Genomic DNA, 21962 nt, shown 5'->3' with positions numbered 1-21962 from the left:
GACGTTCAGTGGGGGTCTGCGTCGTGGATGCGGTTTGCGATCTGGACGCGGTTGGTGGCTTGGAGCTTGGTCATGATGCGCGAGACGTGTGCTTTGACGGTGGCCATGCTGAGGTAGAGCTCGTCGGCGATCTGCGCGTTGACCTTGCCCTCGCCGACCGCGATGGCTACCTCGCGTTCGCGGACGGTGAGGGTCGTGACCAGCGCCTGCGCGTCGAGGACCCGCTGGGGTTCCGCCGCGTCGTCACCCAGTTGGGCGATGAGCTGGGCGGTCACGCTGGGGGAGAGCATGTGGTTGCCAGCGGCAACCTTGTGCACCGCCTCGACGATCTCCGCGGGTGGGGTGTGTTTGAGGAGGAACCCGCTGGCTCCGCCGCGGAGAGCCCGGAGCACGTGGTCGTCGGCATCGAATGTCGTCAGCACGATCACTTTGGGCGGCGTGGGCTGACCCATCAGCCGGGCGAGGGCCTCCAGGCCGTCGAGTCGTGGCATCCGGATGTCCATGAGTACGACGTCCGGCGCGACCCGGGCGATGAGGTCGAGCCCGGTCTGGCCGTCGTCTGCCTCGCCGGCCAGCTCGATCGTGGCGTCGTCGCGCAGGATCATCGCGAGTGCGGTGCGCACCAATGCGTCGTCGTCGATGATCACGACCCTGATCGACTCACCCGCATCGGTGTTCATGCCGGCCACGGCAACCAGGCGCGGACCACGAAGTCTCCGTCCAGTCTCACGTGCTCGAGGCCGCCACCGATCAGCTCGGCGCGCTCGGTCAGTCCGAGCAGGCCGAGACCCGAACCGGGGGTCGCACTCACCGCGGAGCCGAGCCGCAGCGGATTCCGTACCTCGAGCCGCAATTGGCCGCCCGCTCGACCGCTGAGCGTGACGTCGACGGCGGTGTCCGGTGCGTGTTTGCGAGCATTCGTCAAGCTCTCCTGAATCATCCGGTACGCGCCGCGCCCGATCGCCTCGGGCGGCCCGGCCAGGTTGTCGACCTGGTTGTGCAACCGGACTCGTGTGCCAGATCCGATGGCCTCCTGGACCAGCGCCGGAAGGTCGGCCAACGTCGGTTGCGGACGCTCCGGTGGTGCCTCGGTCTCGAGCGTTCGCAGGACCCCGAGGATCGCGTGCAGGTCCTGCAGGGCGAGGTGGGCGCTCCTCCGGGTGATGGCGGCCGCTTGGGCGACCTCGGCCTCGCTCAGCCCGCGGCAGTACTCCAGCGCACCCGCGTGCAACGCCACCAGCGACAGTCGATGTGCCAGTGCGTCGTGCATTTCACGGGCGATCCGGGCTCGCTCGGTGGCCTGCGCCTGTCCGACCCGCAGCGCCTGCTCGCGTTCGGCGCGGTCCGCTCGTTCCCGCAGCGTGGCCAGCAGGTCGCGGCGGGCGCCGATGTACATGCCGGGAGCGATCACCGCGCTCACGAAGACGACCGTGAACAAGAGTGAGAAGAGCAACGAGTCCTCGGCGCCGGGATGGGTTTCGAAGAAGACCACAGAGGCGATGAAGCCGACCACTGCGACCGGTACGATCTCGCGCCACCGCCGGCGCGTGGCCAAGGACACCGTGGTGACGACCACCGCGCCGGACGCGGCCGTGGAGAAGGCGCCGAAGACATTGACGATCAGGGCAACGATCAGCGGACTGCGACGTCTCCAGCGCATCAGAACCACGCTCACGGCGCCGAGCAGCAGATCGATGGCCCAGAGCGCACGGATCTCCCCGGCGTACAGGTTGTAGTAGCTCGCAATCCAGAAACCGGCGCCGGCGACGATGGCGAAGAGGTAGCGCCACGTCGACTGCCAGCGACTCAGCGGAGGTGGTGACGCGGCTTGGATGGCGTCCACCTGGCCCACGGTACGGGAGGTATCTGGTTCAGGGCAGGGACCGCGGTCCGGGCCGACCCCCTACCGTGGGCTACACCGGCGTGTCCCGTGGTTTCCGGACCTAGCACTGCGGCTGATGTGCCGAGCCGGCGCTCGGGCCCAGGCTCGACCTCATGATCACAGTCGAAGAACTCAGCAAGCGCTACGGAGCACACCAATCCGTCGACCGCGTGTCCTTCCGGGCGCAGCCCGGATCCGTCACCGGCTTCCTCGGCCCGAACGGGGCCGGCAAGTCCACCACGATGCGCATGATGACCGGCCTGACGCCGCCATCCGCGGGTCGCAGCACCATCCTCGGCGTCCCGTACGCCGAACTCCCCAACCCGGGCCGGCACGTGGGGGTCCTTCTCGACGCCTCGGCGCAGCACACGGGGCGGACCGGGCGCGAGATCCTTCGCCTCGGCGCCACCGTCATGGGTCTTCGCCGCCAACGGGTGGACGAGATGCTCGAGATCGTCGGCTTGTCCGGCGAGGAGGGCGACCGCCGGGTCGGCAACTATTCCCTCGGCATGCGGCAACGGCTCGGCATCGCGCACGCCCTGCTCGGCGATCCGCAGGTGCTGATCCTCGACGAGCCCGCGAACGGACTCGACCCGGCCGGCATCCACTGGATGCGCGGACTCCTCAAGAGCTTCGCCGACCGAGGCGGAACCGTCCTGCTGTCCTCACACCTCCTGCACGAGATCGAGGTCGTCGCCGACCACCTGGTCGTCATCGGCCGCGGTGTCATCGTCGCCGACGGCAGCAAGGCAGAACTCCTGAACGCCGCGGGCACACTGGTCCGCGGCCTGGATCCGGGTGCCGTGGCTCACTGCCTCGACGTCGCCGGCTACACCTACCGGACCACCCCGGACGGCGCGTACGTCGTGGAGGCCACCCGCGAGCAGATCGCCACGGCCACCGCGCGGCACGGCGTTGTCGTCACCGAGTTGCGCGGCGCTGACGGCGCCGGGCTCGAGGACATGTTCCTGCAGCTCACCGCCGACGACGCACGAGAGAAGGTCTCCGCATGAGCACCGCGACCCAGCAAGCACCGTTCCACCTCGAAGTGTCACCGGATCCGGGCGTGACGTCCGTACCCTTCAGCCGCCTGCTGCGCGTCGAGCTGCGCAAGCTCGTCGACACCCGGGCCGGATTCTGGCTGCTCACCGCGATCGGCCTCATCACGGTCGCAGTCATCGTTGTGTTCCTGTTCGTCGCCGATCCGGACCAATTGACGTTCCTGAACTTCGTCGGCGCGACCGCGACCCCGCAGAGCATCCTGCTCCCGGTCCTCGGCATCCTCGCGGTGACCGCGGAATGGAGCCAGCGCACCGGCCTCGTCACGTTCACCCTCGAGCCGAGCCGGATCCGCGTCGCCGTCGCCAAGCTGGTCGCCGTGACCCTGGTCGGCCTGCTCGCGGTGGTTGTGGCGCTCGGCGTCGCAGCCCTCAGCAACCTGGCCGGGATGGCGTTCATGGACGGGGCCGGGACCTGGAACGTCGGAGCCGACAACGTCCGCGACTTCGTCGCCGTGCAGTTGATCGGCATCCTGCAGGGCTTCGCCTTCGGGATGCTGCTGATGAACACGGCCGCCGCCATCGTGCTGTACTACGTGATCCCGATCGCGTGGAGCGTCCTCTTCGCGATGGTGGGCGCGCTCGAGAACGTGGCGCCCTGGCTCGATCTCAACACCGCCATGGCACCAGCCTTCGAACAACAGACCTTCCAGGTAGGCGACTGGGCGCACATCGCGGTCGCCGGAACCATCTGGGTAGTCCTGCCACTCGCTCTGGGCCTCGTGCGGCTACTCCGCCGCGAGGTGAAATCCGCCTGATCGCGAAGCCCTGCGTGCCCCTCCTCTCGGCGTTCACGGTCGGTGGGGATGGTCAGCGGGGTCGGCTGAGGCTTCGCCAGGTGCGGCCGAGGCGGGTTCGGCGGAAGGCGGACCAGAGCGGATGCCTGGCCAGGCGGCGGATCAGTCGGCGCTGGGCGACGCGCCGTACGCCGCGGACCGTCGGGCGCGTGGAAGGTCGTGGTGGCTTCGCCGGATCTGGGACCCTGGCAAGGGAGATGCTGCGGGCTTCGGTGCGTACGGCGGGCGGGAGGTGGCTGTTGATCTCGGCCAGGTGCTGCTCGAAGGATGCTCTCCACAGCGCCTGCCGGAGTGCTGCCTCACCCGGGGCAGAACTGGTGCCGGCCGCCGAGTCCGCCCACAGTGTTCGGACGGTCTTCGGTTCCAGTCCCTCCAGCTCCGAGCCGGTGATGAGCTCCCCGATCAGATCGCGATCCGGCGCATCGGCGAGGCGCCGCAACCGGGCCTGGGCCTTCCCCCGCCCGGCCGGGCACGGTTTGAAGAACGGAATGTCGGCCCACTCGGGGATCAACCGACGGACCAGGTCACGGTGCAGAGCGTTCTCGAGCCGCTGGGCGGGATTGAGCGCGAAGGCACCGCGGACGAAGGACGGAATGAGCAGCGGTGATACCACGCCGCTGCGCTCGCCTGTGGTCCCCCAGCGGCGGAGCCTTTCGACCAGATAGAAGTAGTCGAGCATGGTCGCGTTCTCGATGCCGCCGTGAATCGCCTCGCGCAGTACCTGCTCGATCTGTGCGGAGACGGCGGCGCGAGCCTCCTCGGACGGGCCGGCCGCGGCGACCAGCCGGCTCTGCAGGCGGCTGACGAACGCCCGGAGCTTCGGCTCGAGCGGCAGGGCGTCGAGCTGGAGGACGTCGGTCGGGTAGAAGTGCCCGTGCGCGACCTCGCCACCCGCGCCGCCGATCGCGAGGTGTGTGACGACCGAGAGGCTGCTGGGTGGGGTGTGGAAGAGGTAACTGGCCGGTCTGAGGCCATCCGCGTAGCGGTGCCACCGGAGGGCGCGGCTGACGAGGGCCGGAGGGGCCGGCCGAGCCTGCGGAGGTTGGGCTGACTCTGTGCGACGGGTCACGGCGTGCTCCACCTGGAAAGGAAGCAGACCCACCAGGTCCTCGGCGACCTGGAGCTCGCCCGGCACCGCGTCGTAACTGTTGAGGCGTAGGTCCACACCGGCGGACAGGAAAGCCGCTGCGACCACGCGGGAGTCCCGGCCGCCGCTGAGATCCACCGTCGGCCTTCCCGGCCAGAGGTGGTCGACCGACCTCGCCACATCGCGCAGCGCCTCGGCGGTCTCGTCGGCGGCGTCCACGCTGCCGGACCAGACGCTACTGATCTCGACACTGCTGACGGTAGAGCGGCGATGCCTGCCCTCGGCGACGATCCGGGTCGCGCCCGGCACGGCCAGAACCCCGTCGTACGGCGTGGTGTCGCCCATGAACCAGCCGCAAGCGGCCGCATAGCGCCAACCCCGCTCAGCCACCCTGGCCGCGACGCCTGCGAACAAGAGCGCGGCGACCGGCCGGTTGCTCCAGACCCAGCCGTCGGGCAGCCGCAGCTGGAACAGACGGCCCACTCCGATGGAGTCGGTGAACAGCTCGAGTCGTTCGTCGGCCGGGTCCAGGACGGCCATCGTGAACGGCGGTGCCAGATCCAGGAATCGGCCGGGCGCCTGAAGAACTGCGCGCGCCAATTGTCCAGGGGCGTCGTGCAGCGGGACGCCGCCGACTATCCGTTCGTATCCGAGCGGGGCATGCAGACTCGCTACCCGGAGATCGCCGCTGTCCTGCCAGGAGGGCCAGCGGCAGTCGCGTTCGCGGCGATCCCAGACGTGCAGCCCGACCGTCCCCGCATCATGTCCCTGATGGACGGCCTCCTCACGCCAGAGGCCGCTGTAGTAAGCCTCGACCCGCCGGAGGCTCGCGGCAGCCCACTGATTGTCGTCGGATCGGTCGGACACGTAGGCGATCACAGTTTCCACAATGCGGAGGATGCTAGCGCCGAAACGGCCGGGAGCACATATTTCCCGGGTGATTGAATTTTGTCGTTCTGTGTCAAGGTGAGCAGGAAGCAAAATACCGGAGCGATGGGAATGGTCGGTCAGTGAATTTCCGTCAGAGGGTTTCGACAATTCGAGAAGAACCAGTTCTGTCCCGGTCTCTTCCGGGGCGGCGCGAGGCCGGGTTTGTCGCTTGGGCACTGGGTGGTCGCTGCGGTCATCACCGCGGCGATCCGGAGCTACAAGAGGAACGGAACCATGGAGATCATCGGAGTCATCGTCGCGGGCATCATCATCGGCCTGCTCGGAAAGTTCGTCGCGCCCGGGAACAAGGACAACATCCCGATCTGGCTCACCATCCTGTGCGGAATCGGCGGGGTGATCATCGGATGGTTCGTCTACACCGCGTTCGGTGGTAACGGCAGCCCGGGCGTCGACTGGGTGCGCTGGCTCGTGGCGATCGCGATCGCGGCCATTCTGGTCGTCATCGCATCCACGCTGACCGGCCGGAACACGTCCGCGCGGAGCTGAACCACCTGCGACCACTGCCGGGGTGTCAACCGATACCCCGGCAGGCCGTTGTCAGGCCCCACCGGTCGGCCTTGCCTAGAATCGGAGGCTGACTAGTGGTCTGAGCGGGGGCAGGAGGTCGAGGGTGGACCTGACCGGCACGCTGGCGGAGGCGGACTGGGTTTCGCATCGGCCGGCGGTTTTCGGGGCGGCGTACCGGATTCTCGGCACCGTGACCGAGGCCGAGGACGTGACGCAGGATGTCTGGTTGCGCGCCGCTGACGCCGACCTGTCCGAGGTGCGCGACCTACGGGCCTGGCTGGTCACGCTGGCGGCCCGGACGTCGTACAACGTGCTGAAGTCGGCCCGCGTACGGCGTGAGTCCTACGTCGGACCCTGGTTGCCCGAACCGCTGCTGACCGGGCCGGACACCGCCGACCAGGTGCTCACGGACGAGTCGGTGAGCACGGCGATGCTCGTGGTGATGGAGACGCTCACCCCCGCCGAACGCGTCGCACTGGTGCTGCACGACGTCTTCGACTTCCCGTTCGGCCGGATCGCCGAGGTGCTCGGCTCAACGCCGGCCGCCAGCCGCAAGCTCGCCTCCCGCGCACGGGCGCGGGTCGCCGCGGTCGAGGAGCGCCCCCGGGCATCCAGGGCCGAGACCGAACGGGTGCTCCAGGCCTTCAAGGCAGCAGCCGACGCCGGCGACATGGCCGGGCTGGTCGCGTTACTCGACCCCGAGGCCGTCTACACCGCCGACGGCGGTGGCAAGGTGACCGCCGCACGGAAGCTGGTCATCGGTGCCGAGACGATCGCGCTGCTGACGGCCAGGCAGATCCAGCTCAGGCGTCCCGACGAGACCCGGATCATCGAGGTGAACGGGCAGCCGGCGCTGGCGACGTACCGCGGCGGCAGGATCGTCTGGCTCGACACCGTGGAGCTCGCCGGCGGGCGGATCACGGCGTTCCGGCGACTGGTCAATCCCGACAAGCTGGCGCACCTCGGTCACATCTGACGCCGCCGTGTTGTCTCCCTGCCGAACCCCCGATCCGCGGGGGAGCGACGCTGGGAGAGGACGAGAAAGTGGCACACGTTGTGATCATCGGGGGCGGTTTCGCGGGTGTGTGGAGCGCGGCGGGCGCGGCCCTCGCGCGCGGCGACGCGGAGCTGCGCATCACGCTCATCGCGCCGAACGAGCAGCTGGTACTGCGCCCTCGCCTGTACGAACCGGAGCCGGAGCTGGCCACGGTGGAACTCCGCCGGATCCTCGACCCGATCGGCGTCGAGCACGTGCGCGCGTCGGTCAGCACGATCGACACCGAGCGCCGCGTAGTGGTGGCCGACGGCAACGAGATCGGCTACGACCGGCTGGTGCTGGCGGCGGGCAGCAAGCTCGTTCAGCCCGAGGGCCTGCCCGGCGCGGAACGGCTCTTCGACATCGACACCCTGGACGGTGCCCGACGCCTCACCGGCCACTTGCGCGATCGCGAGGACTACTCCGTCGTGGTCGTCGGCGCCGGGTTCGTCGGCCTCGAGGCCGCGACCGAACTGGCCGCCCGCGGCCGGGTGCTGCTGGTGGACCAGTCGGACGTCGTCGGAGCGCAGCTCGGCCCGGGACCGCGCGAGGTGATCGAGGCCGCGCTCGACGAACTGGGTGTCGAACGCCGGCTTGCGACGACCGTGACCGAGGTCGGCGACGGGTACGCCGTACTGTCCGACGGCAGCCGGGTCGAGGCGGACGCCGTCGTCTGGTCCGTGGGGATGCGGGCCAGCGAGCTCACCCGTCAGATCTCGGCCGAGCTCGACCACCTCGGCCGGGTGCCGGTGGACCATCGGCTGCGGGCTCTTCCCGAGGTGTTCGTCGCCGGGGACACGGCCGCGGCGGCGTTCGACGCCGAGCACACGGTCATGCAGGCCTGCCAGCACGCCACCCCGCTGGGCAAGGTCGCCGGGTACAACGCGGCGGCCGACCTGCTCGACCTGCCGCTGCGCGACTTCACCCCCGGTCCGTATGTCACCTGCCTGGACCTCGGCGGCGCCGGTGCGGTCTTCACCCGGGGCTGGGACCGCAGGGTGATGGCGTCGCGCGCTGAGGGCGCGGCCGTCAAGAAGGGCATCAACCAGGCCATCCACCCGCCGGTCGACGACGCCGCGAAGATCCTCGCCGCCGCCGATCGCGTCTACCTCGAGCTGCCCTTCTTCCCCCGCGATGAGGAGCAGGCCGCGCCTGCCGCCTGATGCCGGCCTCCGCGGCCGGCCGGCATCCGCCAAGTGACGCGCCTCTTCGCCCGGCACGTGATGCCTGCCTTCCAGGCGAGCGCAGTTCACTCGCCGGTGAGTGGGGAGCCCGGGTCCTTGCCGCGGAAGTAGACGTCGTCGCCGAAGGTGGCGGGGACCTTGCCGAGGGACTGGATGACGGTGGTCGTCCCGGTGGCGTGGCCGACGGCGTACAGGTAGCCGGTGTTGGTGTCCTGGTCGATGCCCAGGAGGACGGTGCCGAGCTGGCCGCACTTCTGGGCGAGCAGGGTCTCGAAGCCTTGCCAGGTCGCGGCGCGGACCTGTTTCACGATCGGCTTCATCGGTGCGGTGGTCGGGATGTGGACCGTGTAGAGCGCGCCGCCGCGGGTGTTGGCGAGGAACGTGTCGTAGGTCCTGGACTTGCTGATGAGTGCCATCGACTTCACCGCGGCGAAGCCCGGAGCGGACGCCTTGCTCCGCCAGACGCCGCCGAAGGTGTTCCAGCGGAACAGCACGCCGTCGCTGCGGAGTCCGTAGGTGTACACCCGCGAGATGCCGGCCTCGGTCGGTCCTTGGTACTCCGCCTCCTCCACCGCGACGAAGTTCCCCCAGCCGCCCCCGATCCGGCGCAGGCCACGGCTGTCGATCGTGCCGTCGACGGCGTGATAGCCGCTCGAGTACAGCGCGTCGCCGATGATCACGTAGCCGTTGACGGTGAGGCCGCCGAACCCGTCGTCCCGTTCGGCCATCGAGCTGCTGACCTTCACCTGCCCCGGCGCGTAGACGCCGCGCGCCGTGACCTGACTGAGGATGACTGTCGGCGGGCGGGTCGAGATCACCGCTTGACCCCACTGGTCACCGGCCGGGGTCACCGACCCCACGCCCACCGAACAGTTCGCCGACACCGCGGCTGTCGCCGTACCAGGTGCCAGTGCTCCCGCGACGAGGAGAGCCGCCGTTCCGATTGCCTTGAACATCTCGCACCATCCCTTGGCCTCTACTGGACCAGATGCTCGGCGGCGCGGATTGGTTACGGGAGCGTGTGACCGGCGGCGGTGAACAAGCGGTACCACTCCTCGCGGGTGAGGTCGACGGTCGCGCCCGCGGCGGCTTCGCGGAGGCGGGCGGGGTTCGTGGTGCCGACGACGATCTGCATGCGGCCCGGGTGGCGGGCGATCCAGGCGACGGCGATCGCAGTGGGTGTGGTGCCGTGGTCGTGGGCGAGTTGGTCGAGGGCGTCGTTCAGGTCGGGGTAGTTCTCCCGGTCGCCGAGGAACACTCCACCGGGCGGCGGCTTCTGGAGGGATCCCCAGGTCTGGATGGTGATGTCCTTCAGCCGGCTGTAGTCGAGGACGCCGAGATCGCGGTCGGCCGACTGGTCGAGACCGGTGATGTTGGCGGCCAGGCCCTGCGCGACGAGCGCGGCGTTCGCCACGCTGAACTGCAGCTGGTTGACGACGAGTGGTTGCCGGACCGACCTGGCCAGCAGCTCCAGCTGCGCGGGCGTGTGGTTCGAGACGCCGAACGCCGCGACCTTGCCGCCGGCGTGGAGTTCGTCGAACGCGGCGGCGACCTCGTCCGGCTCGACCAGGGTGTCCGGGCGGTGGATCAGCAACAGGTCCAGGTAGTCGGTCCGCAGCGCGGCCAGGGACTGCTCGACACTCGACACGATGTGCTCGCGGGACGAGTCGAAGAAGCCGGCCCGGATGCCCACCTTGGACTGGATCGTCACCTGGTCCCGCTCCGAACTCGGGACCGGCTGTGCCTCGCCGTACCGCTGCTCGCAGCCGTGCGGGCCGCCGTAGATGTCCGCGTGATCGAACATCGTCACCCCGGCGTCCCGCGCCGCGCCGACGAGCTCGCGGATCTCGCCGTCGCTGAGCTTCTGGATCCGCATCAACCCCAGCACAACCCGCGACACGACCATTCCGGCCCCGGCCAACTCGACGGTCTCCACTACTGCCTCCTGGTGAGATCGATACCAGGACTGTCTACCAGCCGCGGGCCCGCCAGGCGTCGAGGTGGGGACGTTCGGTGGCGACGGTGGTGTCGGAGCCGTGGCCGGGATGGATCACGGTGTCAGGCGGCAGCTCGAGCAGGCGCTGGACCGAGGCGATGATCGCAGTGAAGTCGGACAGCGGCCATTGGGCACCGGTGAGGCCGGGACCGCCGGGGAAGAGGGTGTCGCCGCTGAGCAGGTGACCGGGAAGGCTGAGACAGAGGCTGCCTGGGGTGTGGCCGGGAGTGTGCAACAGGTCGACCGTCAACGGACCCACGCAGAGCTGGTTGCTGTAGTCAGCCAGCTGACCGTCCCAAAGTGGCAGGTCCGGGGAGGGTCGCGGGAGGTTGCCGCTAGCAACGAAGTCGGGCGTCGCAGTACCGGCGTCCAGGTGGCCGTGCTCGGCGAGGTAGTCGAGCTCGGCCGCCCAGACCCGGGCTTCGTCCGGATGACCGACGATCGGTACGCCGAACTCGCCGGCCAGCGCGGCGACGGCGAGGACATGGTCGGCGTGGGCATGGGTGATCACGATGCCGGTCACGTCGAGATCGGACACCGCCTCGGCGATCCGGCGCGGTTCGTCACCGGGATCGACGATCAGCGCCTCGCGGCCGCCGAGTGGTCTCACCACCCAGCAGTTGGTGTCGAGATAGCCCACCACGATGCGCCGAAGCTCCACCCCGTTGGCCTCGTCGATCACGCAACCTGCTTCAGCAACAGGTCGGCCCAGCCGGGATCGTTGTCCTGGGCAACGGGGTAGCCGGCCGCCCACGGCCCGACCCAATGCACTGCGATGCCAGGGTTGTGGACACCGCTCCCGTCCGGCAGGAACAGATGCGGACTTCCTTGTACGGCGTCCGTCACGGCGACCGCGTGGTCGGCCATGACCGCGGACCGGGCCCGGCCGTCGTCGAGAGCCGCGCCCAGCGCAGCACTGTCGACCGTGTCCACTTCGGCGGCGACGTCGAGGATGACCTGGCGATGCCCGATCGACCGCGACTCCAGCCAGAACGCCCGGCGCAGCGCGTGATCGAGATCCTCCGACTGCCGCAGCCCCTGCTCCTTGGCCGCGTGCACGGCCTCGGCCGCGAGCAGCACTGTCGAGGGATAGGTCCAGTCCGGCTTCGTCCACAGCCGGAACCCTGCCTCCGGCTCCAACTGGCCAAGGCCGACCGCCTCGCTGTCGGTGCCCGGCCGGGAATGCGGCCCGTTGAACAGTTCCAGCGCGAACGTGTGATGGTCGAGCCGCACCTGGTCATCGAGCCCGAGCCGCGCCCGCGCCGCCCGAAGCCGATGAATCGCGACATGGGCGAACGGGCAGAGCAGATCCGACCAGACCTGGATCGTCCCCGGTGCGGCGGTCGTCGCGGTCATTCGTCCTCCTCGTGATCGGCTCCCGCCGGGTTGCTGGTGAACCGCTCCGGCCTGAGCAGAACTGCCGTACGGCGATCTGCCGCCATGGCGCGGTCGTATTCGTCGAGATCCGGGTGGTTGCCGCCGGCGGCGTGGTAGATGTCGCGCAACAACAACCGCAACTGCTCCGCGTCGATGCCGGGCAGGGCGTCGTCCGGTCCGGCGAGCTCGACCGGTCCACTGACCCCGACCCACTCCCAGCCTGCGCGAAACACCAACGTGGCTTGCGGATCGCGGCGCAGATTGGCGAGCTTGGCCGTCCGTCCGCGCGCGACGAACGCGACCACCTGCTCGCCGGTGAGCGGATGCGCCAGCACACCGGCGTTCACCACCGAGGCAGCAGGCTCGCCGGACCGGCGACGGGTGACGAGCACGGCCAGCCAGTGATCCTGCCGGCCGAGCTCGGAGACAAGGTCGAGTCCTCGGCGCACATCCATGCCGACGACCTTAACGGACCGTGGTCCGTTTTATCAAGGCAGTTGGACCGCGAAGATGGTGAGTGCGACGTTGGGGGTCACTGTCCACGGGCCCACAGCAGGGGCTGGATGGCGGGGTCGGTGTAGTCGGGGTCGGGGTTGTGGCGGACGAGCGTGTCGTTCGGGTGAGACGAGCCGGGGCGCCAGTGGTTGTCAGTGGGCTGGAGGTGGATGGCGAGTGAGCGGCGCGGTGCCGTACCTCGGTTGGCGGAGCTGCCGTGGACGGTGCGGCAGTGGTGGAAGCTGACCTGGCCGCGGCGCATCCGGGGTACGGCGGGGGTCGGGTCGAAGCCCTGGGCAACGATCGATGCCTCGAGGCCGGCCGCGTCCTGCGAGAAGAAGTCCAGGCCGGTGATGTCCCAGCGGTGACTGCCGGGCAGGAACGAAACAGCGCCGTTGACCTCGTCCACATCATGGAAGCCGACCCACGCGGTGAGCATGTCGTCCGACGTACAGGACTGCCAGTACTGCCGATCGGTGTGCCACCCCACGCGTGCCGAGCCGCCGACCGGCTTCCGCAGTAGCTGGTCGTGCCACAGCCGGATCCCGTCCGCACCGGACAACGCGGCCGCGGTCGCGCCGATCGCTGGGTGCCGGACCAGTGCCGCCAGCTCGTCCACCCGGAGCGAGGCGTAGTCGTTCTTCCGCAGTACGTCGCCGTCGGACGGCTGCCAGCCACGAGTCGCCGGCAGGTCCGGAAGGACGTGGTCGTGGTCGCCGGCGTAGAAGCGCTCCATCCCGCGCTCGGCCGCGTCGAGCACCTCGGGCGGCACGATCACCGGCGAGATCCAGTAGCCATGGTCACGGTAGAAGGCGATGTCTTCGGGTCCAGGAAGCATGCGAGAACCGTAGACAACCGACCGGCCGGCAGCGTTGCCGTTGTTCAGGCGACTGGACACAATCTTCAGGTGTCCTTGTCCCGGCCGAGCGGCCTGCGCGCCGGCTTCCACGCCGATGTGCAGGACCCGGTCAGCGGCCTCGTGCACGCCGGTGAGCAGTGGGTTCCCGAACAGTTCCTGATCGAGCCGCACGACCATCCGGTCTGGGAGATCTACCTGCAACTGCACGGCATCACGCACTGGGTGGCCGGCGCCGAGAGCTATGTCCTCCAGCCCGGCCACCTGTTCGCCGTACCGCCGAACCTCGAGCATCACCTGGCCGGGCGCTCCGGCAACCACCACTTCTACTTCGCCGCCATCGACCTCGAACCCGTCGTACGACGCCAACCGGCGCTGGCGATGTCGTGGCCGAAGACCGTGGTCCACCGGGAGGCGGGAGAGCTCGCCTATGCCTTCGCGCAACTGGTCCGCGAGCTCACCACGCGCTATGAGTACGCCGGCACCGGCCTGGCTCTCGCGGTCGACCACCTCGTGCTTGCGGTCGCACGGTCGATGACGCCGACCGCCGTACCGCAGCTCGCGATGCATCCGGCGGTGCGGACCGTCAAACGGCTACTGGATCAGGAGTTCCACGAGCGGTGGACACTGCGGCAGTTGGCGGATCGCGTCGGCCTCGCGCCGTCCTACCTGGCCGAACTGTTCGTCGACCAGCTCGGTCAGCCGCCGCATCGTTACCTCAACGAGCGCCGGATCGACCGCGCCCGGCAACTCCTCGAAACCAGTGACGTGACCATCACGGCGCTCGCCCTCAGCCTGGGTTTCAGCTCCAGCCAGCACTTCGCCCGCGTGTTCCGCCAACTGGCCGGCGCCACGCCGACCGGCTACCGCTCCTCGTCCGCGGCCGGGGGCAGGGTCGGGTAGTCGAGGATCGGGTAGAGGCCGACGGTGAAGCCGTACGTCGTGTCGCCGGATCGCGGCAGCTTGTCGAAGTGGTGGATCAGGCGGTCGACCTCGCGCCAGAACTCGGCGGCTCGCTCCGCCGGGATCCGTGCGTGCCGGATGAACGAGTACATCTGGCCCGCGTCGTACGCCCGTTTGGACTCCTCGGCCGCGACCTCGAAGTCGTTGAAGTCGTGCGGTAGTTCCCCGCCCTGGCGGCCGAGACCGATGTAGAACATCCGCGCGGCCCGGCCGTAGAACCGCTCCTCGATCGCCCGGACGCGGCGGGTCCGGACGACTCGCAGGATGCCGGCGTCGGTCAGCACCTTCACGTGGTGCGCGACCGTGCTTTTCGGGCGTTTGACCGCGGTGGCCAGCTCGGTCACGGTCGCGGCCCGCTCGTGCAGCAGGCCGAGGATCGTCGTCCGCAACGGGTCGCTGATCGCGCGCACCTGCTCCGCGGTGGTCAGCTCGATGGTGTCTGCCAGCTCGTAATCCGGCACCGGGCTGTTGATCGACATGATCCGAATAGACTAGCATCGCGGATTGTTCGAGATATTTGGATCATTGGAGCTGACGATGGCCGAGGTCGTGCTGTACCACCACGCGCAGGGGCTCACCGACGGGGTGAAGTCGTTCGCCGAGGAACTGCGCCAAGCGGGTCACACCGTCCACCTGCCGGACATGTACGAAGGGCATACGTACGCGACGCTCGACGAAGGTCTGGAGTACGCGAGGACGACTGGGTTCGGGGTCGTCAACGAGCGCGGCGTCCAGGCCGCCCAGGGCCTCGGTGACCGGCTCGTCTACGCCGGCTTCTCGCTCGGCGTGATGGCGGCCCAGCAGCTTGCGCAGACCCGCCCCGGGGCCACTGGAGCGCTGTTCTTCTACTCGTGCCTGCCGGCGGAGGAGTTCGGTGGATGGCCGGCGGGCGTCCCGGTCCAGGTGCACGGCATGGACGAGGATCCGCTCTTCACCGAAGAAGGCGGTGACCTGGACGCCGCCCGTGCCCTGGTCGCGTCCACCGACGACGCCGAGCTGTTCCTCTACCCCGGCAAGGAGCACCTGTTCGCCGACTCGTCACTGCCCGGGTACGACGAGGCCGCGGCGAAGCTGCTCACCAGCCGGACGCTCGCCTTCCTCGACCCGATTCGCTGACCCGCTGCCTGACAGACAGCGACCGCCCACACCGTCTCGGTGTGGGCGGCGGCGGGTTCTCAGAGGGCGTGGAGTTTGGGGAACGGGGCGAGGATGCGCATGAGCTTGCCGGCACCGAAGTCGACGACGACCGCGTAGCCGCCATCGACCGAGGTGATCCGGCCCAGGCCTTCCTTGTCGTGGGACACTCGCTGGCCGACCTCGAAAACCTTGACCGGGTCGGGCACGCGGGGTTTGAACGGGCTCGTGGACAGGTGACGACGCGTCGTCGCGCGGAAGGAATCCATAGCACCTTCAGTATGCGCCACCTGGCCGCCGGGAATCTTCACGATCAGGAAACTCTCGCGTCGGCGGTCCTCGCCGGCGCCGCTTCACCGGACTGGACCGGTTTCCGGGCGGGGATGAAGGACGCGATCGCGAGAGCTGTCAGGGCGGCTCCGGCTCCGATCAGCAGGACGACGCGGAAACCGGTCTGGGATGGCAGTGTGTAACCGCCGAGGCTGATGGTCAGCTGGGCCAGGATGACACCGGCGACCGCACTGGACACCGAGGTCCCGATCGAACGCATCAGGGTGTTGAAGCTGTTCGCGGCCGCGGTCTCCGAGACCGGTACGGCGGCCATGATCAGCGCGGGCATGGCGCCGTACGCGAGGCCGATGCCGGCGCCGATCAGCAGCGAGACCAGCACGAGTTGCCAGACCGAGCTCATCAGCACACTGCCGACGCCGTACCCGGCCGCGACCACGACGGCGCCGAGCATCAGTGTGACCTTCGGGCCGCGGGTCTTCGAGATCTTCGCCGAGAACGGCGCGGTCAGCAGCATCACCAGGCCGGACGGGCCCATCACCAGACCGGACGCCAGCATCGACTGGCCGAGGCCGAAACCGGTTGCCTTCGGCATCTGCAGCAACTGCGGCAGGACCAGCGACATCGCGAACATCGCGAACCCGAACACCATCGACGCCAGGTTGGTCAGCAGCACCTGTGGGCGAGCCGTGGTTCGAAGATCCACCAACGGCTCTGCGGTACGGCGTTCCCACCAGCCCCACGCGAGCAGCGCGACGACCGCCAGAGCGAACAGACCGAGCGTCCGGCCGCCGGTCCAGCCCCAGTCGCCGCCCTGAGAGATTGCCAACAGCAACGAAATCAGGCCGACCGACAGCCCCACTCCGCCGAGCACGTCGAACCGTCCGCCGGACCGGACCGCGGACTCGGGGACGAAGCGCAGGACGAGCACGAGGACGATCGCGCCGAGGGTTGCCGAGGTCCAGAAAAGCGTGTGCCAGTTGAAGTTCTCGGCCAGCAGCGCGGCCGCGGGCAGACCGAGGGCGCCGCCGACACCGAGGGACGCGCTCATCTGCGCGGTCGCCGTACCGAGCTTGTCCGCGGGCAGCTCGTCGCGCATGATGCTGATGCCCAGCGGGATCACTCCGGCGGCCAGGCCTTGCAGGGCGCGCCCCGTGATCATCGGCACCAGTGAACTGCTCAGCGCGGCGACGACCGAGCCGGTGACCAGCATGCCGACGCTGATCAGCAGCATCCGGCGCTTGCCGTACATGTCGCCGAGCCGGCCCATGATCGGCGTCGCGACCGCGGCCGCGAGCAGGGTGGCGGTGATCGCCCAGGCGGTCTCGGCGGCCGAGGCATGCAGCAGCTTCGGCAGTTCCGGGACGAGCGGGATCACCAGGGTCTGCATGAGCGCGACCGTGATGCCGGCCGAGGCGAGCACCGGTACGACGGCACCGGTGCGTACCGGCGCTGGTGGTGCCTCGGCCGGGTCGGTGGGGACAGCGGACATGCCTTGCCTCCGGGGAGCAACTAGATAGTTGGTTTGTGCAACTAGACTTTAAGTCAGGCAGTTGACTTAAACAAGTGGGTCGGGCACGCTGGGAGTGAAGTCGACTCGGAGGTGATCACCGGTGAAGGCGGTTCGGTCGGAGCGGGTGAACAACACGCGCGAGCTGATCCTGGCGACGGCGGAGCGGATGTTCGCCGAGCGCGGGGTGCACGAGGTGTCCAACCGGCAGATCAGCGAGGCGGCCGGGCAGGGCAACAACACCGCGGTCGGCTACCACTTCGGGACCAAGGCCGATCTGGTCCGGGCGATCGTCCGCAAGCATGCTGAGCCGATCGAGGTGCGGCGCAAGGAGTTGGTGGCCGAGGTCGAAGGCAGCACCGAGGTGCGCGACTGGGTGACGTGCCTGGTCCGCCCGGCGACCGACCACATGTCCGGCCTCGGCACCCCGAGCTGGCTGGCCCGGTTCAACGCTCAGTTGATGAACGACCCGGCGCTACGCGAGATCCAGATCGAGGAGTCGCTCACCTCGCCGACCCTGCGGCAGATCCTGGACGGACTCAACGCGTGCCTGGCCGACCTGCCGATTCCGGTCCGGATGGAACGCGGTGACATGGCGCGCAATCTGATCGTCCAGATGTGCGCCGAGTACGAGCGTGCCCTGGCCGAGGGCACGCCGACCGCCCGCGCGACCTGGCAGGAGATGGCGGCCGGCCTCATCGACGGCATCGTCGGCCTCTGGACCGCACCGGTGACTTCCTGACTGAGTTGGCCGGTGTTCCGCGTAGGTTCGGTGCATGCGGGAGTTCAGGATCGAGGTGCCGGACGAAGCCCTGGCGGACCTGGCTGAGCGGCTGGGACGGATTCGTTGGCCGGGGCAACTACCTGGGGGCGGGTGGGATCGCGGGGTGCCGGTCGACTATCTCCGCCAGGTCGTGGAGCAGTGGAAGGAGTACGACTGGCGGCGGTGGGAGGCGCGGCTGAACGCGTATCCGCAGTACACGACACGGATCGACGGGCAGACGATTCACTTCCTGCACGTGCGGTCGCCGCAGGCCGATGCGTTCCCGTTGATTCTCACGCACGGCTGGCCGGGTTCGATCGCGGAGTTTCTGCCGATCCTCGGCCCGCTCACCGATCCGGCGTCGTACGGCGGGGATCCGCGGGATGCCTTCCACATCGTGGCGCCGTCCGTGCCGGGACATGGGTTCTCGGTACCACTCGACTCAGCAGGCTGGAATCACGACCGGATCGCGCGGGCGTGGGTCGAGCTGATGGCGCGCCTGGGGTACGAGCAGTACGGCGCGCAAGGTGGAGACACCGGGTCGGTGGTGTCACCGCTGGTCGGGCAGGTCGATCCCACGCATGTCGTCGGCGTACATATCAACGGGGGATTGGCTTATCCGGCGCTCGAGCCTGGTGATGTCGAGCAGTTGAACGACGCCGAGCGCGCGCGGCTGGCGGCGGCCGAGCAGCTCCGTGCGGTCGGGACGGGATACGCGGAGTTGCAAGGCACCCGGCCGCAGACGGTGTCGTTCGGGTTGAGTGATTCGCCGGTCGGGCAGCTGGCCTGGATCGTGGAGAAGTTCTGGGAGTGGACGGATCCGGCGCACGCGCGGCCCGAGGACGCGGTCGAGCTGGACCATCTGCTGACGGATGTGTCCATCTACTGGTTCACCAACACGAGCGCGTCATCGGCCAACCTGTACTACGAGAATCGCGCCGCGGCCGACGACATCAGGCCGGGTGTGCCGACCGGGGTGGCGGTCTTCCCGACGGATCCCGCGATCCGCCGGGTGCTAGATCGCCGGCACCGGATCGTCCACTGGTCGGAGTTCACCCGGGGCGGGCATTTCGCCGCGCTCGAGGCGCCGGACCTTCTCGTCGACGACATCCGCGCCTTCTTCCGGCTGGTCCGGTAGGCGGGCCGGGGCAACGAAGTTGACGAGCGTCCCGTCGCGCTCCGCGGTCGCCTCGGGCCAGCGGCGGCGGACCATCCGGAGGGTCCGGTCGTTGGCCGCGCCAACGACGAACAGGAAGTGCCGCGCGCCGGCCGCGATGGCATCCGCGGCCGCGATCGACAGCATCCGGACCCCGAGTCCACGGTTCTGGTCGGCCTCGGCGATGATCGCGGCCAGTTCGGCGGTGGCCTCGCCGGGCGCCCAGGCCCACATCGCGTGGCCGACGATCGTGGTGTCGCGGGTGGCGACGAACGCGGCCCCGGTCGGGCACAGCATCCGGAGCAGGAGCGCGGGCCGGGGTGGCCGGCCGATCGCGGTCTGGAAGCGGAAGTAGAGGCTGAGGTCCGTCATTCCGATCAGCATCCGGGCCAGCTCGTCCGTGTCCGGTTCACCGGCCCGGCGGACGATCGGCGTCCGCGTCGCCGTCGGCCGCGGATCGCGGGTCCGGTCGGTCGTCTGAGTCTGGTTCACGGATTCAGCCTGACCGGAGTTGGCTGAGTCTGTCAAGCGGACTTATCATCGTCCCATGACTGACCAGGTGCCCGAGGCGATGCGCTGGTCGACCGAGAACTGCACGATCTCCCGGACGATGGAGATCCTCGGCGACAAGTGGACCTTTCACGTGCTCCGCGAGTTGTTCGTCGGAGTCCGGCGGTTCGAGGACATGCGGGCCCGGGCCGGGATCCCGCGTCAGGTGCTGACCGATCGGCTCGCGGCGCTGATCGAGCGCGGCCTGATCCGCCGCGAGCCGTATCGCCTGCCCGGCCAGCGGGAGCGGTACGAGTACCGCCTCACCCAGGCCGGACTGGACCTCTATCCGGTGCTGGTCGCGATGATCCAGTGGGGCGATCAGTACCTCCCGCTCGACGGCGGTCCACCGCTCGAGCCCCGCCACCGCGGCGACTGCGGTGAACACGTGAGCGTCGTACTCCGCTGCGAGGCAGGTCATGAGCCGGCACCGCGCGAAGTCGCGTTCCGTCCCGGACCGGGAGCGCAGCTCCGCGCACTGGCCGGATAGGGACTACAGGACGGCGATTGCCTCGCGGAGGATGCGTTCGGTCTCGCGGGGCTGGGCGGCCGTGATGGACAGCGCGTCCATGGTGACGACGTACGCGTCGAGTTCCTCGCGCTTGTCGAGGTAGACGGCGCTGGTCAAGTGTTCGATGTAGACGATGTCCGGCAGATCGCTGTCGTTGTACCGCAGCAGCGTGAACGCGCCGCCGGTCGCGGTGTAGCCACCCTTGTCGAACGGGATGACCTGCAGGGTGACGTTGTGCCGCCGGGACGCCTCGATCAGGTACTCCAGTTGACCTCTGAGCACTGCCTTGCTGCCGATCGGGCGGCGGAGCACGGCCTCGTCGACGACGGCCCAGAGCCGGGCCGGCCGTTGCCGGGTGAGCACTTCCTGGCGACTCATCCGCAACGTGACCAGGCGCTCCTGCTCCGACCGCGACAACGGCTTGTCCTGCCGGCCGAGCTGGACCACGGCCCGGGCGTAGTCGGAGGTCTGCAGCAGGCCGGGGATGAACTGGAGTTCGAACGTTCGGATCAGGTCCGCGGCCATCTCCAGGCCGAGGTAGGAGTGGAACCAGTTGGGCGTCAGGTCGTCATACCGTTGCCACCAGCCCGGGTTGTTCGCCTCGCGGGCCAGGTTGAGCAGTCGGTCGCGCTCCTCGCCGTCCTTCAGCTTGTAGAGCGTGAGCAGGTCGTCGACGTCGCGGACCTTGAACCCGACCCGGCCGAGCTCGAGCCGGCTGATCTTCGACTCCGAGCCACGGATCGCCCAGCCCGCGTCGGTCCGGGTGATGCCGGCTTCCTCGCGCAGGCGGCGCAGGTGTACGCCGAGCATGATGCGCAGGGCGGTCGGACCGCCGTACGCGCCCGGTTCCGTCACGCCTCGCCTCCCAGCAGCCTGTGTCCGGTGCAGCAGTAGATCATTTCACAACAGATTGTGATTTCGTCCAGCCCGACGCGCTTACACCATGTGTTCACGCGACCCTACTGTCAGTAGAGTCGGAACTACAGACATCCCGATCATCTGCGAGGCCCCACTGATGCCCGATGCCACCAAGGCACCCAGCTCGATCCCGGTGGGCGTCGACACCACCCGCGCCAGTATCGCCCGGGTGTACGACGCCGCGCTGAACGGCAAGGACAACTTCGAGATCGACCGCGAAGTGCTCCGCCAGGTCGCCACGGTCGCGCCCCAGGTCAACGACCTGGCCTGGTCGAATCGGAACTTCCTGATCCGGGCCTGCCGATTCCTGGCCAGCCAGGCGGGCATCACGCAATATCTGGACTGCGGCTCGGGCCTGCCGACGGCGGAGAACACCCACCAGGTGGTGCAGCGGCTGGCGCCGGAGGCCAAGGTGCTCTACATCGACAACGATCCGGTGGTGCTCGCGCACGGCCGCGCGCTGCTCGAGGAGAACGAGAACACCCTGTTCGTCAGCGCCGACATCTTCGACCCCGACGCCGTGCTGAGCCTGTCCGAGGTGAACGACTTCCTCGACTTCAGCCAGCCGATCGCCGTGATCCAGAACGGCACGCTGCACCACTACATCGGCGACGACGGCCCGCAGATCATGCAGAAGTACGTCGACGCGGTCGTCCCGGGGTCGTACACGGTGATCGCGCACTTCTTCGACCCGGAGACGCCGGAGCACTCGCAGATCGCCCGGATGATGGAGGAGAAGTTCGTCCACAGCCCGATGGGCAGTGGCGTCTTCCGCACCCGCAAGCAACTGCTCGAGTTGTTCCCCGGCCAGGAGCTGGTCCCGCCGGGTCTGGTGCTGTGCGACGACTGGTGGCCGGACGGCCCGCGGGTCAAGCCGCTCAACCAGGTCGAGGAGTGCATCGCCGGCGGAGTCGGCCGCAAACTCTGACCTACGCCGTTTCAGT

At 68.9% G+C, this 21962-nt stretch carries 24 protein-coding genes and 1 pseudogene; 11 read left to right on the top strand and 14 right to left on the bottom strand.

Features of this window, described 5'->3' with window-relative positions; genetic code table 11:
- Positions 1-5 precede the first annotated feature (5 nt).
- Both OG876_RS05745 and OG876_RS05740 read right to left on the bottom strand, forming a co-directional pair.
- Complete coding sequence (locus OG876_RS05745) at positions 6-680, bottom strand: response regulator transcription factor (RefSeq protein ID WP_328523710.1); 675 nt, start codon at positions 678-680, stop codon at positions 6-8.
- Positions 677-1843, bottom strand: a complete 1167-nt coding sequence (locus tag OG876_RS05740; RefSeq protein WP_328523709.1) for a sensor histidine kinase — start codon at positions 1841-1843, stop codon at positions 677-679. Before OG876_RS05740 ends, OG876_RS05745 begins: the two co-directional genes overlap by 4 nt.
- A gap of 152 nt (positions 1844-1995) precedes the next feature.
- Here OG876_RS05740 and OG876_RS05735 point away from each other — a divergent pair, with 152 nt between their 5' ends.
- Together OG876_RS05735 and OG876_RS05730 are read left to right on the top strand one after the other, a co-directional pair.
- Positions 1996-2895: an ABC transporter ATP-binding protein gene (locus tag OG876_RS05735; RefSeq protein ID WP_328523708.1), complete on the top strand. Its 900-nt coding sequence runs from the start codon at positions 1996-1998 to the stop codon at positions 2893-2895.
- The gene (locus tag OG876_RS05730; protein ID WP_328523707.1) at positions 2892-3698 is read left to right on the top strand and encodes an ABC transporter permease; all 807 of its coding nucleotides are present in this window, start codon (positions 2892-2894) and stop codon (positions 3696-3698) included. The genes OG876_RS05735 and OG876_RS05730 overlap by 4 nt, the downstream gene beginning before the upstream one ends.
- Positions 3699-3750: 52 nt before the next feature.
- Here the strand turns inward: OG876_RS05730 and OG876_RS05725 are convergent, their stop codons facing one another.
- Positions 3751-5712 (bottom strand): hypothetical protein, encoded by a 1962-nt coding sequence (locus OG876_RS05725; RefSeq protein WP_328523706.1) that lies wholly within the window; start codon positions 5710-5712, stop codon positions 3751-3753.
- Positions 5713-5988: 276 nt separating this feature from the next.
- On the opposite strand from OG876_RS05725, the gene OG876_RS05720 reads away from it, so the two are divergent.
- The 3 genes from OG876_RS05720 (at position 5989) to OG876_RS05710 (ending at position 8481) form a co-directional block, all read left to right on the top strand.
- Positions 5989-6261 carry a GlsB/YeaQ/YmgE family stress response membrane protein gene (locus tag OG876_RS05720; RefSeq protein WP_328523705.1) on the top strand — a complete coding sequence of 91 codons (273 nt, stop codon included), beginning with the start codon at positions 5989-5991 and terminating at the stop codon, positions 6259-6261.
- A 124-nt stretch (positions 6262-6385) separates the two neighbouring features.
- A complete protein-coding gene (sigJ, locus tag OG876_RS05715) occupies positions 6386-7258 on the top strand; it encodes an RNA polymerase sigma factor SigJ (protein WP_328523704.1) in 873 nt (290 codons plus the stop codon).
- A gap of 68 nt (positions 7259-7326) precedes the next feature.
- On the top strand, positions 7327-8481 hold the full coding sequence (locus tag OG876_RS05710; RefSeq protein ID WP_328523703.1) for an NAD(P)/FAD-dependent oxidoreductase: 1155 nt from the start codon (positions 7327-7329) through the stop codon (positions 8479-8481).
- 86 nt (positions 8482-8567) lie between these two features.
- On the opposite strand, the gene OG876_RS05705 is transcribed toward OG876_RS05710, so the two are convergent.
- From OG876_RS05705 to OG876_RS05680, 6 genes are all read right to left on the bottom strand, one after another.
- Positions 8568-9458, bottom strand: coding sequence for a hypothetical protein (locus OG876_RS05705; RefSeq protein ID WP_328523702.1), 891 nt, complete (start codon positions 9456-9458; stop codon positions 8568-8570).
- Positions 9459-9511: 53 nt separating this feature from the next.
- Complete coding sequence (locus tag OG876_RS05700; RefSeq protein ID WP_328523701.1) at positions 9512-10438, bottom strand: aldo/keto reductase; 927 nt, start codon at positions 10436-10438, stop codon at positions 9512-9514.
- A 34-nt stretch (positions 10439-10472) separates the two neighbouring features.
- Positions 10473-11180: an MBL fold metallo-hydrolase gene (locus tag OG876_RS05695; protein ID WP_328523700.1), complete on the bottom strand. Its 708-nt coding sequence runs from the start codon at positions 11178-11180 to the stop codon at positions 10473-10475.
- Positions 11177-11854 (bottom strand): DsbA family oxidoreductase, encoded by a 678-nt coding sequence (locus tag OG876_RS05690; RefSeq protein ID WP_328523699.1) that lies wholly within the window; start codon positions 11852-11854, stop codon positions 11177-11179. Before OG876_RS05690 ends, OG876_RS05695 begins: the two co-directional genes overlap by 4 nt.
- A complete protein-coding gene (locus OG876_RS05685) occupies positions 11851-12330 on the bottom strand; it encodes a TIGR03618 family F420-dependent PPOX class oxidoreductase (RefSeq protein WP_328523698.1) in 480 nt (159 codons plus the stop codon). The genes OG876_RS05690 and OG876_RS05685 overlap by 4 nt, the downstream gene beginning before the upstream one ends.
- Positions 12331-12407: 77 nt before the next feature.
- Positions 12408-13208 (bottom strand): phytanoyl-CoA dioxygenase family protein, encoded by an 801-nt coding sequence (locus OG876_RS05680; protein WP_328523697.1) that lies wholly within the window; start codon positions 13206-13208, stop codon positions 12408-12410.
- A gap of 69 nt (positions 13209-13277) precedes the next feature.
- Between OG876_RS05680 and OG876_RS05675 the strand changes: the two genes are divergently transcribed.
- Complete coding sequence (locus OG876_RS05675) at positions 13278-14129, top strand: helix-turn-helix transcriptional regulator (protein WP_328523696.1); 852 nt, start codon at positions 13278-13280, stop codon at positions 14127-14129.
- Here OG876_RS05675 and OG876_RS05670 read toward each other — a convergent pair.
- Positions 14090-14668, bottom strand: coding sequence for an ArsR/SmtB family transcription factor (locus OG876_RS05670; RefSeq protein WP_328523695.1), 579 nt, complete (start codon positions 14666-14668; stop codon positions 14090-14092). The two genes, OG876_RS05675 and OG876_RS05670, sit on opposite strands and share 40 nt — an antisense overlap.
- 58 nt (positions 14669-14726) lie before the next feature.
- On the opposite strand from OG876_RS05670, the gene OG876_RS05665 reads away from it, so the two are divergent.
- A complete protein-coding gene (locus tag OG876_RS05665) occupies positions 14727-15305 on the top strand; it encodes a dienelactone hydrolase family protein (protein WP_328523694.1) in 579 nt (192 codons plus the stop codon).
- A 59-nt stretch (positions 15306-15364) separates the two neighbouring features.
- On the opposite strand, the gene OG876_RS05660 is transcribed toward OG876_RS05665, so the two are convergent.
- Positions 15365-15592, bottom strand: coding sequence for a hypothetical protein (locus tag OG876_RS05660; RefSeq protein WP_328523693.1), 228 nt, complete (start codon positions 15590-15592; stop codon positions 15365-15367).
- 44 nt (positions 15593-15636) lie between these two features.
- A complete protein-coding gene (locus OG876_RS05655) occupies positions 15637-17103 on the bottom strand; it encodes an MFS transporter (protein ID WP_328523692.1) in 1467 nt (488 codons plus the stop codon).
- 121 nt (positions 17104-17224) lie between these two features.
- Here OG876_RS05655 and OG876_RS05650 point away from each other — a divergent pair, with 121 nt between their 5' ends.
- Positions 17225-17863, top strand: coding sequence for a TetR/AcrR family transcriptional regulator (locus tag OG876_RS05650; RefSeq protein ID WP_328523691.1), 639 nt, complete (start codon positions 17225-17227; stop codon positions 17861-17863).
- A 34-nt stretch (positions 17864-17897) separates the two neighbouring features.
- Entirely contained in the window at positions 17898-19022 is a 1125-nt protein-coding gene (locus OG876_RS05645) for an epoxide hydrolase family protein (RefSeq protein ID WP_328523690.1), read from the top strand.
- A gap of 81 nt (positions 19023-19103) precedes the next feature.
- Here the strand turns inward: OG876_RS05645 and OG876_RS43950 are convergent.
- Positions 19104-19337: pseudogene (locus tag OG876_RS43950) on the bottom strand (GNAT family N-acetyltransferase); the annotation flags it as partial.
- A gap of 250 nt (positions 19338-19587) precedes the next feature.
- On the opposite strand from OG876_RS43950, the gene OG876_RS05635 reads away from it, so the two are divergent.
- The gene (locus OG876_RS05635) at positions 19588-20079 is read left to right on the top strand and encodes a winged helix-turn-helix transcriptional regulator (RefSeq protein ID WP_328523689.1); all 492 of its coding nucleotides are present in this window, start codon (positions 19588-19590) and stop codon (positions 20077-20079) included.
- Positions 20080-20082: 3 nt separating this feature from the next.
- Here OG876_RS05635 and OG876_RS05630 read toward each other — a convergent pair whose 3' ends face one another.
- Positions 20083-20955, bottom strand: coding sequence for a helix-turn-helix domain-containing protein (locus tag OG876_RS05630; RefSeq protein ID WP_328523688.1), 873 nt, complete (start codon positions 20953-20955; stop codon positions 20083-20085).
- A gap of 160 nt (positions 20956-21115) precedes the next feature.
- Here OG876_RS05630 and OG876_RS05625 point away from each other — a divergent pair, with 160 nt between their 5' ends.
- Positions 21116-21946 (top strand): SAM-dependent methyltransferase, encoded by an 831-nt coding sequence (locus OG876_RS05625; RefSeq protein WP_328523687.1) that lies wholly within the window; start codon positions 21116-21118, stop codon positions 21944-21946.
- Positions 21947-21962: the final 16 nt, after the last annotated feature.

Source organism: Kribbella sp. NBC_00359, assembly GCF_036097425.1.
Taxonomy (GTDB): domain Bacteria; phylum Actinomycetota; class Actinomycetes; order Propionibacteriales; family Kribbellaceae; genus Kribbella.
Note: the sequence above shows the minus strand (reverse complement) of the source record. Positions and strands in the feature narration are given on the sequence as shown.

What these genes read in the sequence shown, in the direction of transcription:
- OG876_RS05670 (WP_328523695.1), bottom strand. Translation starts at nt 14,668, where the DNA reads ATGTCGATCAACAGCCCGGTGCCGGATTACGAGCTGGCAGACACCATC.
- OG876_RS05720 (WP_328523705.1), top strand. Translation starts at nt 5,989, where the DNA reads ATGGAGATCATCGGAGTCATCGTCGCGGGCATCATCATCGGCCTGCTC.
- OG876_RS05705 (WP_328523702.1), bottom strand. Translation starts at nt 9,458, where the DNA reads ATGTTCAAGGCAATCGGAACGGCGGCTCTCCTCGTCGCGGGAGCACTG.
- OG876_RS05745 (WP_328523710.1), bottom strand. Translation starts at nt 680, where the DNA reads ATGAACACCGATGCGGGTGAGTCGATCAGGGTCGTGATCATCGACGAC.
- OG876_RS05680 (WP_328523697.1), bottom strand. Translation starts at nt 13,208, where the DNA reads ATGCTTCCTGGACCCGAAGACATCGCCTTCTACCGTGACCATGGCTAC.
- OG876_RS05665 (WP_328523694.1), top strand. Translation starts at nt 14,727, where the DNA reads ATGGCCGAGGTCGTGCTGTACCACCACGCGCAGGGGCTCACCGACGGG.
- OG876_RS05735 (WP_328523708.1), top strand. Translation starts at nt 1,996, where the DNA reads ATGATCACAGTCGAAGAACTCAGCAAGCGCTACGGAGCACACCAATCC.
- OG876_RS05730 (WP_328523707.1), top strand. Translation starts at nt 2,892, where the DNA reads ATGAGCACCGCGACCCAGCAAGCACCGTTCCACCTCGAAGTGTCACCG.
- OG876_RS05690 (WP_328523699.1), bottom strand. Translation starts at nt 11,854, where the DNA reads ATGACCGCGACGACCGCCGCACCGGGGACGATCCAGGTCTGGTCGGAT.
- OG876_RS05635 (WP_328523689.1), top strand. Translation starts at nt 19,588, where the DNA reads ATGACTGACCAGGTGCCCGAGGCGATGCGCTGGTCGACCGAGAACTGC.
- OG876_RS05660 (WP_328523693.1), bottom strand. Translation starts at nt 15,592, where the DNA reads ATGGATTCCTTCCGCGCGACGACGCGTCGTCACCTGTCCACGAGCCCG.
- OG876_RS05625 (WP_328523687.1), top strand. Translation starts at nt 21,116, where the DNA reads ATGCCCGATGCCACCAAGGCACCCAGCTCGATCCCGGTGGGCGTCGAC.
- OG876_RS05655 (WP_328523692.1), bottom strand. Translation starts at nt 17,103, where the DNA reads ATGTCCGCTGTCCCCACCGACCCGGCCGAGGCACCACCAGCGCCGGTA.
- OG876_RS05645 (WP_328523690.1), top strand. Translation starts at nt 17,898, where the DNA reads ATGCGGGAGTTCAGGATCGAGGTGCCGGACGAAGCCCTGGCGGACCTG.
- OG876_RS05685 (WP_328523698.1), bottom strand. Translation starts at nt 12,330, where the DNA reads ATGGATGTGCGCCGAGGACTCGACCTTGTCTCCGAGCTCGGCCGGCAG.